The organism is Arthrobacter sp. AK01 (genome assembly GCF_021109375.1).
Taxonomy (GTDB): domain Bacteria; phylum Actinomycetota; class Actinomycetes; order Actinomycetales; family Micrococcaceae; genus Arthrobacter.
This window is the reverse complement of record NZ_JAJOHP010000016.1, coordinates 45,240-61,190: the sequence shown is the minus strand read 5'-3', so window position 1 is coordinate 61,190 and position 15,951 is coordinate 45,240. Positions and strand designations below refer to the sequence as shown.

16 protein-coding genes are annotated in these 15,951 nt (G+C 63.6%); 9 read left to right on the top strand and 7 right to left on the bottom strand.

Annotated features, from left to right (window positions below; translation table 11 throughout):
• The first annotated feature begins 8 nt into the window (after window positions 1-8).
• Window positions 9-758, top strand: a complete 750-nt coding sequence (locus LN996_RS07755; protein ID WP_231339842.1) for a GNAT family N-acetyltransferase — start codon at window positions 9-11, stop codon at window positions 756-758.
• A 70-nt stretch (window positions 759-828) separates the two neighbouring features.
• On the opposite strand, the gene LN996_RS07750 is transcribed toward LN996_RS07755, so the two are convergent.
• From LN996_RS07750 to LN996_RS07720, 7 genes are all read right to left on the bottom strand, one after another.
• Window positions 829-2,349 (bottom strand): DHA2 family efflux MFS transporter permease subunit, encoded by a 1,521-nt coding sequence (locus LN996_RS07750; protein WP_231339841.1) that lies wholly within the window; start codon window positions 2,347-2,349, stop codon window positions 829-831.
• Complete coding sequence (locus LN996_RS07745; RefSeq protein WP_231339840.1) at window positions 2,333-2,962, bottom strand: PadR family transcriptional regulator; 630 nt, start codon at window positions 2,960-2,962, stop codon at window positions 2,333-2,335. The genes LN996_RS07750 and LN996_RS07745 overlap by 17 nt, the downstream gene beginning before the upstream one ends.
• A 112-nt stretch (window positions 2,963-3,074) precedes the next feature.
• Window positions 3,075-3,503, bottom strand: coding sequence for an ankyrin repeat domain-containing protein (locus LN996_RS07740; protein ID WP_231339839.1), 429 nt, complete (start codon window positions 3,501-3,503; stop codon window positions 3,075-3,077).
• Window positions 3,500-4,585 carry a folate-binding protein YgfZ gene (locus tag LN996_RS07735; protein WP_231339838.1) on the bottom strand — a complete coding sequence of 362 codons (1,086 nt, stop codon included), beginning with the start codon at window positions 4,583-4,585 and terminating at the stop codon, window positions 3,500-3,502. Before LN996_RS07735 ends, LN996_RS07740 begins: the two co-directional genes overlap by 4 nt.
• Before the next feature lie 55 nt (window positions 4,586-4,640).
• Window positions 4,641-5,363: a flavodoxin family protein gene (locus LN996_RS07730; RefSeq protein WP_231339837.1), complete on the bottom strand. Its 723-nt coding sequence runs from the start codon at window positions 5,361-5,363 to the stop codon at window positions 4,641-4,643.
• Window positions 5,364-5,413: 50 nt separating this feature from the next.
• A complete protein-coding gene (locus LN996_RS07725; protein WP_090817694.1) occupies window positions 5,414-6,013 on the bottom strand; it encodes an FABP family protein in 600 nt (199 codons plus the stop codon).
• Window positions 6,014-6,179: 166 nt separating this feature from the next.
• Window positions 6,180-6,914 (bottom strand): permease, encoded by a 735-nt coding sequence (locus tag LN996_RS07720; RefSeq protein WP_231339836.1) that lies wholly within the window; start codon window positions 6,912-6,914, stop codon window positions 6,180-6,182.
• 261 nt (window positions 6,915-7,175) lie between these two features.
• On the opposite strand from LN996_RS07720, the gene LN996_RS07715 reads away from it, so the two are divergent.
• The 8 genes from LN996_RS07715 (at window position 7,176) to LN996_RS07680 (ending at window position 15,947) form a co-directional block, all read left to right on the top strand.
• Complete coding sequence (locus tag LN996_RS07715; RefSeq protein WP_090817688.1) at window positions 7,176-7,874, top strand: response regulator transcription factor; 699 nt, start codon at window positions 7,176-7,178, stop codon at window positions 7,872-7,874.
• A gap of 232 nt (window positions 7,875-8,106) precedes the next feature.
• On the top strand, window positions 8,107-9,078 hold the full coding sequence (mshD, locus tag LN996_RS07710) for a mycothiol synthase (RefSeq protein WP_231339835.1): 972 nt from the start codon (window positions 8,107-8,109) through the stop codon (window positions 9,076-9,078).
• Between the two features lie 104 nt (window positions 9,079-9,182).
• Window positions 9,183-11,432, top strand: a complete 2,250-nt coding sequence (locus LN996_RS07705; protein WP_231339834.1) for an RNA degradosome polyphosphate kinase — start codon at window positions 9,183-9,185, stop codon at window positions 11,430-11,432.
• A gap of 9 nt (window positions 11,433-11,441) precedes the next feature.
• Window positions 11,442-12,410 (top strand): NUDIX hydrolase, encoded by a 969-nt coding sequence (locus LN996_RS07700; RefSeq protein WP_231339833.1) that lies wholly within the window; start codon window positions 11,442-11,444, stop codon window positions 12,408-12,410.
• Between the two features lie 123 nt (window positions 12,411-12,533).
• On the top strand, window positions 12,534-14,162 hold the full coding sequence (locus LN996_RS07695; protein WP_231339832.1) for a hypothetical protein: 1,629 nt from the start codon (window positions 12,534-12,536) through the stop codon (window positions 14,160-14,162).
• The gene (locus LN996_RS07690) at window positions 14,159-14,551 is read left to right on the top strand and encodes a GntR family transcriptional regulator (RefSeq protein WP_231339831.1); all 393 of its coding nucleotides are present in this window, start codon (window positions 14,159-14,161) and stop codon (window positions 14,549-14,551) included. The genes LN996_RS07695 and LN996_RS07690 overlap by 4 nt, the downstream gene beginning before the upstream one ends.
• Entirely contained in the window at window positions 14,548-15,351 is an 804-nt protein-coding gene (locus LN996_RS07685; protein WP_231339830.1) for a thymidylate synthase, read from the top strand. Before LN996_RS07690 ends, LN996_RS07685 begins: the two co-directional genes overlap by 4 nt.
• Complete coding sequence (locus LN996_RS07680) at window positions 15,348-15,947, top strand: dihydrofolate reductase (protein ID WP_231339829.1); 600 nt, start codon at window positions 15,348-15,350, stop codon at window positions 15,945-15,947. The genes LN996_RS07685 and LN996_RS07680 overlap by 4 nt, the downstream gene beginning before the upstream one ends.
• The last annotated feature ends 4 nt before the right edge of the window (window positions 15,948-15,951 follow it).

Below are 15,951 nucleotides of genomic sequence, written 5' to 3'. Positions count from 1 at the left end.
CTGAATCCATGACTCTCGAGCCCACGTCCGCTGCCATCATCCAGCTGGCGTGGGCTCGCCATTTGGGGCTCGACGACGACGCTTTCGCCACCGCCGCGGCACGGGTCACCGCCTCACCGGCGGACCCGGGCGACCCCGCGCACCGCATCACGCTCGTGGACGACTCTGCGCGGGCCGTGGTCTTCCTGAGGCTCTTCGGGGTTTCGGCCTTGGTGGGCCCACAGTGGGCACTGGACGCGGCCGCCGGACTGCCCGACACCGAGCTCGCCCAGCACGTCACGCTGCTGACGTTGACCCGCTCACACGGTGGGCACGGACTTGGATCAACCGCGTTGTTCTTCGCTGACGATTTACCCCTGCAGCAACCTTCGGAAGACCTCACCGTCTCGCGGGGAAACCCCGAGGCGATCAGCCTGGAAGCGCTGTGTCCTCCTGACGACGTCAATGAGGTGGGGCTGCAAGGGCTCGAACACCGTTTCACCATCATGCACCCGGACGAGGAACTGCCCACCCCCGTGGCCTGCGGTGCGTACTCCGAATGGGAAGGCATCCTGGGCAACATGGGCGTCTTGGTGGCACCGCCGTGGCGTCGGCGCGGTCTGGGCACCTTGGCCGCGTCCATTGCAGCGCATGAAGCCTTGGCAGCCGGGCTGACACTCCAGTGGAAGGCCGACGTCAGCAACACCGGAGCGCTCGCAATGGCCCGCAGCCTTGGCTTTGCCACGGGCGGGCTCCACGCGAGCGTGCTCCTCGGCTGACTCCCCCGGAGTTTTTGTACAGATAATGCCCTTTAGGAGCCTTCTTAAGGGCATTAGGTGTACAAAAACCCTAGGTGTTGAGATCAGCCTTGGCGGTTTCCGCAGCGGAGCTGGCATTACCGCCCCACCCGCTGACGGCCTTCGGCTTGCCGAAGAACAGCGCCACAACCGCGCCCAGCAGAATCGCACAGGCGGGCAACAGGATGGCTTGGCTCATCGCCGTCGAGAATCCTGCATGAAGCGCTTCCGGCAGCACGCCGCCCATGGACGCCTCGCCGACAGGAGCACCGGCGGGAGCTGCGGGCAGTTCCGCTGCCAGCCGCGACTGGATCAGGGCAGCAATGGCCGCCGAACCCAGGACAGCACCGATCTGGCGCGTGGTGTTGAAGACTCCCGAACCTGCCCCGGCTTGGCGCGGTTCCAGGTTGCGGGTGGTCGCATTGGACACCGGTCCCCAGATGAAGGCGTTGGCTACGCCCTGCAGTGCGCTGGGAAGCAGAAACATCCAAATAGGGGTGTCCGGTCCCAGCAACGCCGCCGTCCAGAACAGGGCTCCGGCCATGCACACGAGGCCGAAGGCGGCAAAATACCGCGGGTTGGCTCGATCAATGAGCTTGCCCACGAACGGCGCCAGCGCACCCGAAATAACGGCCATGGGGATCATGAGCAGCGCCGACTGGGTGGGCGTCAGGCCGCGCACGGTCTGGTAATAGAAGATGGTGGGCAGCGGGAAGGCCGTCACCGTGAAGCCGACAGCCATGATGGTGCTGTTTCCCAGGGAGAAGTTGCGGTCCTTGAACAGGCCAAGGGGCAGCAACGGTTCCCCGCCACGGCGTTCGAGCAGCCACTGCCAGACGACAAAGAGCACCAGGACCACCAGCCCGGTGACGATCAGGCCCCAGACCGAAATGAAGCCGGTGACAGTCCCCCACTTGTACGTTTGGCCCTCCTGGATGCCAAAGACCAGCAGGAACATGCCGACGGCGGACAGCACCACGCCAACGACGTCGAACGTGTGGCTGTGCGTGGTCAGTTTCGGCACGAACCGGGTCACCAGAATGAACGCCACAATGCCGATGGGCACGTTGACGAAGAAGATCCACTCCCAGCCCAGGCTGTCCACCAGCACACCGCCGAGGATCGGACCCACCAGGACAGCCATGCCGGCGGTAGCGCCCCATAGGCCCATGGCAGCACCGCGGCGGTCCGGCGGGAAGATGCGCGTGATGACGGCCATGGTCTGCGGGGTCATCATGGCCGCTCCCAGGCCTTGAACGGCGCGGGCGGCGATGAGCATGGTGACGTCACCGGAGAGGCCGCACCACAACGAGGCCAGAGTGAAGACCACAAGGCCGATCAGGTAGAGGTTCTTGGGACCGAACCGGTCCCCCAGCCTGCCGGTGATGAGCAGGGGCACGGCATAGGCCAGCAAGTAGGCGCTGGTGACCCAGATGACGGCGTTGATGTCCGTATTGAGGCCCTCCATGATCCGCGGATTCGCGACGGACACAATGGTGGTGTCGATGAGGATCATGAAGAAGCCCACCACGAGTGACCACAGCGCGGGCCACGGCTTAGCTACGTTTTCCAAGGGATTCCTTTGGCTTGTTTGAAAGTTCGGAGGGAGTTGTCAGGGGTTCGTCCCAGGGCAGCTGCCCGTTGCCCAACTCCTCAAGGAGGCCGCGGATCCACGCGATCTCCGTTCGGCGCATTGCTTGTTGGTACGTGATGTCTATCCAGTATTTGCGGTCCAGTCCCTTGGCTGTCACAGCAGCCTCAGCACGGACGAGGAAGTCCAGATCAGCGCCCAGGGCCACCACCCGTTCCGCCAGGAGTTCCATCACCACGTCAGCACGAAGGTGATGCGCCTCGGCAATGGCATGCGGAAAGAGGGGGTATTCGTTGACGGGGGTAGAGAGCATGGCTTGGAGCCGGGCATCGAGCGCTTGGTGCCCGGCGGAGGTGATCCGATACGTGGTCCGTTCCGGGCGGTTTCCTTCCCGTTCGGTTCCGGTTGCCTCAACGAATCCGTTCTCCTCCAGCCGGCCGACGGCGTGGTACAGCGTGCCGGGGCGTACTTTGACCAGCCTGTCTTCGTGGCGGGCCATCAGCACCTGGTACATCTCGTACGGGTGCATGGGTTCTTCTGCCAGGAGCGCAAGGGATGCGACACCGAGGGGCGTCAGGTCGGAAGCTTTGGGCACAGCTCACCCCTTTCCACGTCATATATTCCACCACAACTATTCCATGTGGAATATTAGGGCGCAAGTAAGCCCGGCCGCCTCAGCGACCGGGCTTGCCCGGCGATTGGTGTGCTTAGCCCAGGAGCGCCAGAATCTCAGACCGGGCAAACATGGCCGCGGCATCGCGCGCCGAGGGCGTTCCGGCGTCGGGGTCCGCTCCTGCGTCCAGCAGCACCCGGGCCACGCCCGTGTACCCCTTGAAAACAGCCCCTGCGAGGGGCGTCTGCCCGCGGTCGTTGGCGGCATTGGCATCAGCCCCGTGGTGGAGGATCAGCTGCACGGCTTCCTCGTGCCCGTGGTAGGCAGCGAGCATCAGCAGGGAATCACCCGCGGCATTGGTCAGCGTGGCGGGTGCCCCGGCGGCCAAATAGCCGCGCAGCAACTCGGTATTGCCTTCACGGGCGGCATCGAAAAGGGCGTGGGCAAGCGCCAACGTTTCCTCGTCGGCGCCTGCATCGGGGCTTGTGGGCTCGGAACCTACAGGCTGGTTCAGTTGGCTCATCGGTGGGGTCCCTTCAGGAATCCGGTCTGGCGCCCGACGACCTGGCCGGCGTCGGGGGCGACGATCACTTCCTGGGCAGCGACGTAAGGCTCCTCGCCGTCCATCACCGTCAGGGTTTCCTCCGCTGAAACGGAACGCTTAACCACGGCCAGAGCCACAGGTCCCATTTCGAAGTGCTGCGCCACCGATGTCAGAGTACCCACCTTGCGTTCCCCGGCAAATACAACACTGCCAACGGCGGGAAGCGTGTGTTGGGAACCGTCCAACTGCAGGAAGACGAGACGGCGCGGCGGGTGCCCGAGGTTATGCACCCGGGCGATGGTCTCCTGGCCCTTGTAGCACCCCTTGTTCAGGTGCACCGAGGTCCGAAGGAGATCCAGCTCGTGGGGGATGGTCTTCTCGTCCGTCTCGGCACCGAGGCGGGGTCGCCACGCCGCAATCCGCAGGGCATCCGCCGCCAGGGAACCGGCCAACGGAAGACCTTCGACGGCGCTTTCCAGTTCGGCCGTCGGGACCAGGTATTCGAACCACGGACGTTCAAGTCCCGGGTGCGACTCCTCCGCGACGATGCTGTAGGCATAGCCGCCCGGGCTGACATGGGGCCACGGATCCTCCCAGACCAGGCGGGACGTCAGTTGCTCCACCGGCTTGGTCGAGCCGAGCACGGCCCACTGCTCCGAGACATCGGCGATCTCGACACGGAGCATGAACTTCATCCTGTTCAGCCACTCGGCCAAGGGCGCCGCTTCCGCGGTCTCCACGATCAGCCAGGTGGTATCGCCGTCGTCAATCACCCGGGCATCAAACTCAATGCGCCCCTGGACACTCAACAACAACAGCTCGCTGGCTACCCCGGGCTGCAGGTTGGTGAGCTGCTGCGAGGACAAGGTGTTGAGCCAGCTCAGCCGGTCCGGTCCGGACACTGTCACCACACCGCGGTGCGAAAGGTCGACGACGGCGGTGCCGGTCGCCAGGGCGCGCTGCTCACGCAGTGGCTCGCCGTAGTGGGCAGCGACGCCGGCGTCCAAGCCGGTGTCCTCGACGGCGCCAGGGCGCGACAACAGAGGGCTCTTGTAAGTCATATGTAGTAGAAGTCCTTGGGGCTCAGCGGTATTCCGCGGGTGGCAATATTTCAGTTCAGCGGTATTCCGGGTTCTCGAAATCAAACCGGGTGCCCGCTTTCCATTCCTCAGGCAGGTTGCCGTAGGACGGAATGCCCCCTGCGTCGCGAAGGAGCTTGGCCATGTGGAGCAGGTTCCACGTCATGAAGGTGGTGTTTCTGTTAGTAAAATCACTCTCCGGGCCGCCGGATCCTTCGTCCAGATAGCTGGGCCCGGGACCTACTGGACCAATCCATCCGGCGTCGGCCTGCGGGGGGATAGTGAATCCAATGTGCTGGAGGCTGTACAGCACATTCATGGAGCAGTGCTTGATGCCGTCCTCGTTGCCCGTGATGAGGCAACCGCCCACCTTCGGGTAAAACGCCCATTGGCCCTTGCTGTTCAGCTCGCCCGAATGGGCATACAGGCGCTCGATGAGTTTCTTGGTCTGGGACGAGTTGTCGCCCAACCAGATCGGTCCCGCGATCACCACGATGTCGGCGTCGCGGACATCCGGATAGATCTCCGGCCATTCGTCGCTCTTCCAGCCGTGCTCGCGCATATCCGGATATACACCACTGGCGATGTCGTGATCGACGGTCCGCACCAGCTTGGTAGTGACACCCTGCTTCTCCATGATGTCGCGGCTGATCCTGATCAGGCCATCAGTGTTGCTCAGCTGCGGCGACGGTTTCAGCGTGCCATTGAAGAAGACGGCCTTAAGGCCCTCGTAGCCCTCAGGCTTGAGGTGGTTGTTCACTATCTGCTCCTTTGCTGGTTGCGTACGGAACGAAAAGTGAGGCCTCGAGGTCAGGACACCTTATGGAGGAATGCCGAGGCGTGGGCTTCGAGTGCCTTGCCGCTGGCTGCAACGTCCCAGCGCCACAGGAGGTTGCCGTCCACCAATCCGAAAATCCGGGTGGCAGCGGTGTACTCCTTGGAGTGGCTGCCGCGCATCACCATGTCGGTGCTCAGTTGGATCTGCGGGCCCTTGATCTGGCCGTAGTAGAGCTCGGTGATGCCGCCGGGGTGGGCGATCGACACAGAGATATCGAAGCCGCCGTCCTTGTTGCGGCGCTCCTCAACGTCATCGGCCGTCTTGAGCACCGGAACGATATCGGCCGGGATCAGCCCGGGGCCGCCGTCGCCCTCCTGGAGCTTCCGCTCCAAAGCCCAGAACCCGGTCTCAACCGTCAGCGGTCGCAGCTTTGTACCGGCGTCGTCAGCGAGCCAGGTTTCGGCCCGGTACTGCAGGTACGGAAGACCGTTATGGGTGAAGGAGGCATGCTGGACAAAATGCTCCGAATCCTCGTCACCGCTGCCGAGCCGGCCGCGGCCCTCCCACTCACCAATGAGCCAGGAAAGCGGGACGAGTTCAGGCGTCAGGTCTGTTGGGATCTCAATAGGCACAACGACTACCTTGCGTGGACTGCAGGATCAGAAGGTTTACTTCTGGCCCTGGAAAAGGCGGTAAACGACAAATCCTGCAAACCAGGCCATGGCAACGCTGGCCAGGCCAAGGAGAACGAGGAAGAAGATTTCAAATGCGAGTACAGACATGATGCAATCCTAACCGCTAGTAGATGAGTAGTTTGTCTATGAAGTACGCCAAGGCGCCCACGGCCCAGACAGGGGCCACGCCCATGCCCACGGCTGCAGGAATGTTAAGCCGTCCCCGCCGGAGAGTGGTCATCCGCCGGAAGCACACCAGGACCGAGCCGACCACGACGCCCACCAACGCTGCGGGAAGTACCGCGATATCCGAAAATACCAGGCCAGCCAGCGGACCCATGAGACCAGCCATCACCACGCCCAGGGGAGCAACGATACGGTCCGGCCAACGGATGATCCCCACCAGCAGTGCCACCGCTGCGCTCAGGCCGGCCACCAGGACCATCTCCTTGACTCCGTTGAACCGGGCGCTGGCAATCCAGCCGGCGCCAAGGCAGTTCAGCAGAACGCCTGCGCTGCATCCGAGCGTTGATTCCAGTCGTTGGGCCTGGCCCGTGCCCCGCACGAGTTGGACCACGAACACCGCCATCACGCCCAAGGCAACAAAAGCAGGTGTTCCGTCCAGGAATCCGGGAGCAGGCAGGTAGGCGGCTGTGACAGCCGATCCCGCGCCGGCCAGTCCAATGACGGACGCCAACGTCTTTTTGGCCGGGACGCCAAGGAAATGTGGCCAGCCAATGCCTACGGCCGCGGACGCCGCGATGCCAACGCCCACCATGGCCTCCCGGGAAACGAAGGTGCTGGACACGATGGCTGCGAGCGCCACGAGTCCAAATACCCCGATACTCCAAGACTTCACTGTGTGCCGACCTCAATCCGATGTGCCTTACGACCTCTCGACAATCCTGCCTTAAGCCGGCCCAATATGTCGTAATTCCAGCGCCTGCCTGTCACGAATCCATGTGTCGTAAGGCACTGATGGGTATACTCAGACTTCAACAGCGCACTGTGTTCGCCGCGATCCCCGTTACAACGGTAGAGACGGACCATGCGCTGTGACCGACCGGTGAGACTCCGGTTTCGACGCCCGATGATGCGCGTACAGCCCATTGGAGGAACTATGTCGCACATCCTGCTCCTAACGAACAGCACCGGCTCTTCGGTGGACATTTTGCCTGCCTTGGAGTTGTTGAACCACCGTGTGCACATCCTCCCGGCAGAACCCACTGCATTGCTCGAAACCGATCCCACGGACATCGTCTTCCTGGATGCCCGCAAGGATCTGGTGGGCGCCCGCTCACTGACGCAATTGCTGAAGGCCACCGGTCTGAGCGCGCCCCTCATGCTGATCCTCACTGAAGGCGGCATGGCTGCCGTCTCCTCCGCGTGGGCCGTGGATGACATTGTCCTGGACTCCGCCGGTCCTGCAGAGGTGGAAGCGCGCATCCGCCTCGCCATGGCGCGAGCTGTCACCGGGGAAGAAGAGACCCAGACCGAAATCCGGGCCGCCGGCGTCGTGATTGACGAGGCCAGCTACACCGCACGCGTCAACGGCCAGCCACTGAACCTGACGTTCAAGGAATTCGAACTCCTGAAGTACCTGGCACAGCACCCCGGCCGGGTCTTCACCCGCCAGCAGTTGCTGACCGAGGTCTGGGGCTATGACTACTACGGTGGCACCCGGACCGTGGACGTCCACATCCGACGCCTTCGCGCCAAGCTTGGCGTGGACCACGAAAACTTGATCAGCACGGTCCGTAACGTGGGCTACCGGCTCACCCTTGTCCGGCTCCCGGACGATGAGCTCTCTGAAGCCTGAGTACCCGGCTTACTGAACACAAAGTGAAGAGGCCGGAATCCACATGGATTCCGGCCTCTTCATTTCTTGGTGGAGGACATACGGGTCGAACGTATCGAGGCCACCCCACTGGTGGATCCCCCCAATGCCCGGCCACGTGGACAAACCACAAGCCGAACGAGATAACGAGACTACCTCCCTTCCGCGGGGACATCAAATCACGGGGCTTGCCTCGGACGTATAGCCTTGCATCATGAGTCACGCGCACCCGGAAAACTGGCCCGTCCTGATCATTGCCGGCGCCTTGGACCCCGAAATCCTCAAAGACGTCAGGACCCTCGCCGCTGCTGCGGAGGAGTCCGACGGGAACCCTCCCTTTTCGGAGCAAACGCTGGTGATGCTGCGCGGCGCCGATGCCGGCGATCACTCCGTCTTGTCTTTCGTCCTCTACGCTCCCGATGAGGACTCGGATCCCGCCACCGGTGAAGACCTGGCCGGAACCGCCGTCGTTATTGAAGACGGGGATGGAAGCGGCGTGCTGGAGCTGGCTGTGCACCCGAGCTACCGCAACCAGGGCGTGGCAGGGAGGCTGCTGGACTCCTTGCGGGGCAAACGCAGCCTGGACGGACTCAGCGCATGGTCGCACGGCAACCACGAAGCCGCTGCCGAACTCGCGAAGCGCTTTGAATACCGGCCTGTACGGGAACTGTGGAAGATGCGGCTGATGTCGTCTGCCTCCTCGCTGCCCGACGCCGGGCTCCCGGACGGCGTCTCGCTCCGCGCCTTCGTGCCGGGCCAGGATGAGCAAGCCTGGCTTGCCGCAAACCGGGCAGCCTTCTCGCACCACCCGGAGCAGGGTTCGATGACCCTTGCGGACCTTGAGGCGCGGAAAACCGAAGAGTGGTTCGATCCCGAGGGCTTCCTGCTGGCCGTCAACGCCGACGGGGAACTGCTGGGGTTCCACTGGACCAAAGTCCATCCCCGCCAGGGGCAGCACCCTGCCATCGGCGAGGTGTACGTGGTAGGCGTCACGCCCGCCGCGCAAGGCCTGGGCCTGGGCAAAGCGCTGACGGTCGCGGGAATCCAGCACCTCCAGGACAAAGGCCTGCATGCTGTGATGCTCTACGTGGACGCCGACAACCATGCCGCAGTAGCCCTTTACCAGAAACTCGGCTTCGTTCGCTGGGACACCGACGTGATGTATGGCCCGATGACCAAAAAATAACCATGTGGGATCACTTGGCCCAAAGCCGGTGACATCTTGGATTCGCGCACTGGAATTGCTTGTAATGTGGGAGGAAACCCCCGTCCTGAGCTTAGGAGAACCCCATGCAGCCGGACCCCGTCGGCACCGCCGGATCCACCTCTAAGGGCGCAACACTGCCCCCGCGCTTCGGGTCCTCGGAAGTGCCGGCCTCGCGGGCCACCCAGGACCGCATCGACATTCCGGAGTTCGCCCCGAGCCTTGTGCCGGAGGGGGATATCTCCCCGGACCGCTTCCTGGACCGCGAACTCAGCTGGCTGGCGTTCAACTCACGTGTGCTGGAGCTCGCTGAGGATCCGGACCTTTTCCTGCTGGAACGCGTCAGCTTCCTGTCGATCTTCGCTTCCAACCTGGACGAGTTCTTCATGGTTCGGGTGGCCGGCCTCAAGCGGCGCATCGCCACGGGTTTGGCCGTACCCTCCCCCGCAGGCCTGAGCCCCATTGAGGTGCTGGAGCAGATCAGCGAGGAAGCCCACAGGCTTCAGGAGCGCCATGCACGGGTCTTCGCCGAGCAGATCCGTCCGGCCCTGGCCTACGAGCACATCCACCTCATGCACTGGCATGAGCTCGATGAGGATGCCCGCCACCGGATCAGCATCATGTTCCAGGAGAAGGTCTTCCCCATCCTGACACCGCTGGCCGTGGACCCTGCGCACCCCTTCCCCTACATCTCGGGGCTGTCCCTGAACCTTGCAGTGATCGTGAGCAACCCGATCAGCGACAAGGAACTCTTCGCCCGCGTAAAGGTTCCGGACCAGCTCCCGCGCCTCATTTCCGTGGATGGACCGCGCGCGGGTGCCATCCCGGGCCGGGTTGCCAGGTTCATTGCGCTGGAAGAAGTCATCGCCGTCCACCTGGACAAGCTCTTCCCCGGGATGGAGGTCCTGGAGCACCACACCTTCCGCGTCACCCGCAACGAGGACCTGGAAGTTGAAGAGGACGACGCCGAGAACCTCCTGCAGGCTTTGGAAAAGGAACTGCTGCGCCGGCGCTTCGGTCCTCCCGTGCGGCTTGAAGTCACCACGGACATCAACCCGAACATCAAGGCGCTGCTGATTCGGGAACTTGGCGTCGAGGAGTCCGAGGTCTATTCCGTTCCGGCACCTCTTGACCTCCGTGGGCTGTCGGCGATCAGCGGTATCGACCGCGCCGATCTCCACTACCCCAAGCACGTACCCCACACCTCCCGGTACCTGAACGAGTCTGAGACCTCCAAGGCAGCGAACGTCTTTGCCGCCATGCGCCGCAGGGACATCCTGCTCCACCACCCATACGACTCCTTCTCCACCTCCGTTCAGGCATTCCTGGAACAGGCGGCCGCGGATCCCAAGGTGCAGGCCATCAAGCAGACCCTGTACCGGACCTCCGGCGACTCCCCCATCGTGGATGCCCTGATCGATGCCGCCGAGGCAGGCAAGCAGGTCCTGGCCCTTGTGGAGATCAAGGCGCGCTTTGATGAGCAGGCCAACATTTCCTGGGCCCGCAAACTGGAACAGGCCGGCGTTCACGTGGTGTACGGCATCGTCGGCCTGAAGACCCACTGCAAGTTGTCACTGGTGGTCCGGCAGGAAGTGGACGGCCTGCGCCGCTACTGCCACATCGGCACCGGCAACTACCACCCGCGTACGGCCCGCTACTACGAAGACCTCGGCTTGCTGACGGCCAATGAGCAGGTGGGCGAGGACCTGTCCAAGCTGTTCAACCAGCTCTCCGGCTATGCGCCGAAGTCAACGTTCAAGAGGCTGCTTGTAGCGCCCCGTTCCGTCCGTGCGGGTTTGGTGGACAGGATCGAAGCTGAGATCCGCAATGCACGCGCCGGCATCCCGGGCCTCGTGCAGATCAAGGTCAACTCGATGGTGGACGAAGCCATCATCGACGCCCTCTACCGCGCTTCGCAGGCCGGTGTGAAGGTTGACGTCGTGGTGCGCGGCATCTGCTCGCTGCGGCCGGGAGTCCCGGGACTCAGCGAGAACATCACCGTCCGCTCCATCCTCGGCCGCTTCCTGGAGCACTCACGTGTCTTTGCCTTTGGCAACGGCGGCGAGCCCGTGGTGTACATCGGTTCCGCCGACATGATGCACCGCAACCTGGACCGCCGCGTGGAAGCCCTGGTTCAGTTGGCCAGCAAGGAAGACACCGCAACGGTCATGGACCTCATGCGCCGCTACGTCGATGACGGGACCGCCAGCTGGCACCTGAACGATCACGGACACTGGACCAGGCATCACCAGGACGAGGACGGCAAGCCGTTGCTGGACATGCAGTCCTGGCTCCTGGAGTCGCGTTCACGCCAGCGTGCATCGGCCCGGCGGTAGAGGAAACACTTGAACAGCGATACACCCGTGGCGGATCAATCAGACCACCCCGGCGAGCCGGTGGCCGTGATCGCGGCCGGCGCCATTCCGTGGCGGATCAACAAGGGCACCCTTGAGGTCCTCCTCATCCACAGGCCCCGGTACGACGATTGGTCCTGGCCCAAAGGAAAGCTCGACGCCGGCGAAACAGTTCCGGAGTGCGCGGCCCGCGAAGTGTGGGAGGAGATCGGTCTCCAGGCCCCGTTGGGCATACCACTCCCGCCGATTCACTACCACGTTGCGGCCGGCCTGAAAGTGGTGCGGTACTGGGCTGTCAAGGTCAATGGCGCGCAGCTGAGGCCCGACGGCAAAGAAGTGGACAGCGTTATGTGGTGCAGCCCTGACCGGGCTGCCTCATTCCTGAGCAACCCGACGGATGTGGAGCCACTGGAATACCTGGAGAAAGCCCACGTCCGCGGCGAGCTGGACACATGGCCCCTGGTACTGATCCGCCATGCCAAAGCCAAGCCCCGGTCCTCCTGGACCAAGGCCGAGGGCGACCGCCCATTGGCAGCGACGGGCCAGCGTCAGGCAGTTGCCGTCCAGCGCCTTCTGGAGGTCTGGAAACCGCAACGCGTGGTGACAAGCCCGTGGACCCGCTGCGTAGCGACCATTGCCCCCTATGCCAAGGCCAGCGGTGCCAAGGTGAAACTGGTGGAGGCCCTCACGGAGCACCACCACCAGCGCTCTCCCAAAAAGACTGCTGCAGCCGTTGAGGCCTTGTTCGACAAGCAGGTGCCCATCGCGGTCTGCACACATCGTCCGGCCCTACCCACTGCCTTGAAGCAGCTGGGCCAGCACATGTCGCAGGGCCTGAAGGCGCTCCTTCCTGCCTCAGACCCGTATCTGACGCCCGGCGAAGTGATTGTCTGCCAGGTTGTCCGGGGATCCGAGCGGAAGATCGTCTCCGTGGAACAGGTCAAGCCCTTCGACGACTAGTCGTTTTCGTGCGCCCCAGGTTTTTGTATCAAATGGTTGATACAATGATCGCACTGTTCGATACAAAGAACTGTTCGATACAAAGACTTGGGGGTCTTCGACGTGTTTTTAAGCCTGCCACCGATGTTCTTCCTTGGCCCGGTTGTGGGCGCCGTCATCGTGTATCTGTTCCTTCGGATGCAGGTGTGGTCCACGCCGGACTCCCAATCCGTTGCGTCACACGGGCTATGGGTGGGCATCATTGGTTGGATGGCCAGCTCCTTGCAAGGGGCCATGAACACGGGGATCCTTCGCGTGAACCCCTCGGGGGCCAGCGCCCCAACAACTCCCGAGCAAATCTCCGGCGCACTCGCCTGGCCCATTCTCGCCTGTCTCGCCGTCCATGCCTTGGGGCAGCTGAGCTACCCCGCGCCGAAAGCGCCACGCAGGTACGCCGAACTGACCGTCCGCAGGATCAGGGACTTCCTCCCCCGAAAACTTGCTTGGACGACCGCCGCCATTTTTGCATTCGCGGCCCTGGTCATTGCCTGGATCGCCACGCTCCCCGGCCACACCCCGGTGCTGCCTGCTCCACCGAGCCAGGCGACGCCAACCGACAACGGGTATATGGGACAAGGACAGGAAGGCCGGATACCCGGGTGGGAACTGGCCGCGTGGCTGGGCGGGGCGCTGCTGGTTCTCGCCGTCGGGACCCTCCTGGTGCTGGTGTTGATTGCCCGCCGCCGGCAGCTTGAAACACTCGACGGCGACGATAACCGGACGCTCCGGGTGATAGCCACCAACCGTTTGCTCCGGACAGTCGCTACAATCTCGGCCGGCTTGGCGAGCATCGCCGGGAACTTCGCCGCGCAGCCCGCCCCTGGCGCCCTGTGGCAGTCGTCCTGGTTCAATTACGTCGGCATGGTCAACATGGCGGTACTGCTGCTCATGTGGTGGTGGCAGGTTCCCGAGCTGCCATCGCTGCTCAATTCGGTCAAGACCACCAGCACTGCCGCACTCCGCGCCGATCCACGAACCCATGGGGCCGCCCGGCTCAGCATTTCCGTTGGAGCGGCGCTGGGCGTACTGGGCGTTGTTGCGCTCATTGCCGGCTACGCGATAATCCTGGTGCCTGCCCGAACACCTGAGCCCTGGGCTTTTCCGTCGATGACCGGCGTGGTCGCCGTGATCCTCTTGGCAGCCATCGCCGCGGGCGATCTCATGATCGGCCGCAATTACGGTACAACCGATGCTCCCCTCCAATGGCCGCGGCAGCCCGTCTCCAAGGGCTTGCTCTCTTTTGCCATAGGCAGCGCCCTGGTACTGGCCGTCGCGCTCGTTTTCGCAGTGGCCGGCGAGGTGCAGCCGTTCGGTCCCGGGACGTGGACGGCCGCGGTTCCCGTCTCCTTGGTGGTCGCGTTGGCCGGCACCGCAGCCGTCCTGACGGTGCGCCGGCGTCGAGGTATCCCGGAGACAGACGGCAACGCAGGACTGGACGCCGCCCTTCGCGCCATCAGCATGTACCGGATTGTCAGGACCCTGGCAGCGTATTGCCTGGGGCAGGCCGCCGCGCTGCTGATCAGCGCGGGCAACGCCTGGTACGGAATGTTCCCTCCCGCCGGAAGCCTTGATCCGATCGGCCCCAGCCCCCTCCCCGTGATCGGCATTGTCCTGGCAATCATCGCGGTCATCGTGGCCATCACACCTGTCCGCAGCCTGTTGCGCACCCTCCCCCGGGGGAACTCCACCAAGCAAGGGGAACACGCACAATGACCGCCGGGATCACAGTCGACCTGGCGGATCCCGTCCCGCCGTACGAGCAGATCCGCCGCCAGCTCAGTTCCCTGATTGCCGTCGGAGTGCTGGAGCCTGGAAGCCGCCTGCCCACGGTCCGCAGCCTGGCAGCGGACCTGGGCATTGCTGCAGGCACCGTGGCCCGTGCCTACAAGGAACTCGAGCAGTCCGGGCTGATTGAATCACGACGACGGAACGGGACTGTCGTCGTCGGGCCACCCCACGCGCCGGACGGCGCTGTTCGCGCGGACGCGGCGGTGATCTCCGCCGTCGACGGTTTGATCCGGACGGCGCGGGCCGCGGGCATTGGTGACGACACTCTCATTGATCTTCTCCGAGGACGGCTGGCAAGTAAGCTTGAGGAGTGAGCATCCCCACCCCTTATGAAGACCTTCTGCGCGACGTCATGGCCAACGGCACGCACAAGTCGGACCGCACCGGAACCGGAACGCGCAGCGTTTTTGGCCGCCAATTGAGGTTCGACCTTGCCGAAAGCTTCCCGCTCATCACTACCAAGCGGGTCCACTTCAAGTCCGTGGCAGTAGAGCTCCTGTGGTTCCTGCGAGGCGACTCGAACGTGAAGTGGATGCAGGACCAGGGCGTCTCCATCTGGGACGAATGGGCTGACGCAGATGGCGAACTCGGCCCCGTCTATGGGGTGCAGTGGCGCAGTTGGCCTACTCCCGACGGTGGCCACATCGACCAAATCTCCGAGCTCATGGCCAACCTGGCCGCCAACCCCGATTCACGTCGGCACATTGTCTCTGCCTGGAACGTTTCCGAGCTCAAAGACATGGCACTGCCACCTTGCCATGCCTTCTTCCAGTTCTATGTGGCCGACGGCAAGCTGTCCTGCCAGCTGTACCAGCGCTCCGCGGACACCTTCCTGGGCGTACCGTTCAACATTGCTTCCTACGCGCTGCTGACGCGCATAGTCGCGCAGCAGCTTGGCCTCGAGCCCGGGGAATTCGTCTGGACCGGCGGCGACGTGCACGTCTACGACAACCACGTGGACCAGGTTGCCCAGCAGCTCAGCCGCGAGCCCTACGAATACCCGCAGCTGAAGATCCTTCGAAAGCCCGACTCGATCTTCGACTACACGCTGGACGACTTCGAAGTTGTGGACTACCGCCACCACCCCACCATCAAGGCGCCGATCGCCGTATGAGCACTCCTTCCTCCGGGACTCCTTCCCAGCTGCCCGCCGTCATCTTCACCCAGGAAACCGCTGGCCGCATGACGGGCATTGGGATGGTGTGGGCCCAGGCAAAGTCCGGCGTGATCGGCAAGGACGGCACCATGCCGTGGCACCTGCCCGAAGACCTGAAGCACTTCAGCCAGCTCACCACGGGTCACCCCGTCATCATGGGGCGCAAGACGTGGGAGTCCTTTCCCGAAAAGTACCGTCCGCTCCCGGGCCGTACCAATATCGTGGTGACGCGCAGCGCCGAGTGGGCGTCCACCCCCGAGGCGGAGGGCGCCGTCGTGGTTTCTTCGCTTGACGATGCGTTGCTGGAATCCCAATTTGCGCCCGGCGGCCAGAAGGTCTGGATCATCGGGGGCGGCGAGATCTTTGAGCAGTCCATGGGCATCGCCAACCTTGCGGTCATCACCATCATTGATACCGATGTGGAGGGTGACACCTACGCGCCCCGGCTGGGTGATGATTGGACCTTTGACACCGTGGCGCCGCCCGAGGGCTGGCTCACCGCCAAGAACGGCACAAACTACCGGTTCACAACGTGGCGCCGGACCGAAAGCTAGGAAA

Coding starts and splice junctions, on each gene's coding strand:
- LN996_RS07705 (WP_231339834.1), top strand. CDS start 9,183: ATGCAGCCGGACCCCGTCGGCACCGCCGGATCCACCTCTAAGGGCGCA.
- LN996_RS07715 (WP_090817688.1), top strand. CDS start 7,176: ATGTCGCACATCCTGCTCCTAACGAACAGCACCGGCTCTTCGGTGGAC.
- LN996_RS07755 (WP_231339842.1), top strand. CDS start 9: ATGACTCTCGAGCCCACGTCCGCTGCCATCATCCAGCTGGCGTGGGCT.
- LN996_RS07690 (WP_231339831.1), top strand. CDS start 14,159: ATGACCGCCGGGATCACAGTCGACCTGGCGGATCCCGTCCCGCCGTAC.
- LN996_RS07740 (WP_231339839.1), bottom strand. CDS start 3,503: ATGAGCCAACTGAACCAGCCTGTAGGTTCCGAGCCCACAAGCCCCGAT.
- LN996_RS07680 (WP_231339829.1), top strand. CDS start 15,348: ATGAGCACTCCTTCCTCCGGGACTCCTTCCCAGCTGCCCGCCGTCATC.
- LN996_RS07695 (WP_231339832.1), top strand. CDS start 12,534: ATGTTCTTCCTTGGCCCGGTTGTGGGCGCCGTCATCGTGTATCTGTTC.
- LN996_RS07735 (WP_231339838.1), bottom strand. CDS start 4,585: ATGACTTACAAGAGCCCTCTGTTGTCGCGCCCTGGCGCCGTCGAGGAC.
- mshD (WP_231339835.1), top strand. CDS start 8,107: ATGAGTCACGCGCACCCGGAAAACTGGCCCGTCCTGATCATTGCCGGC.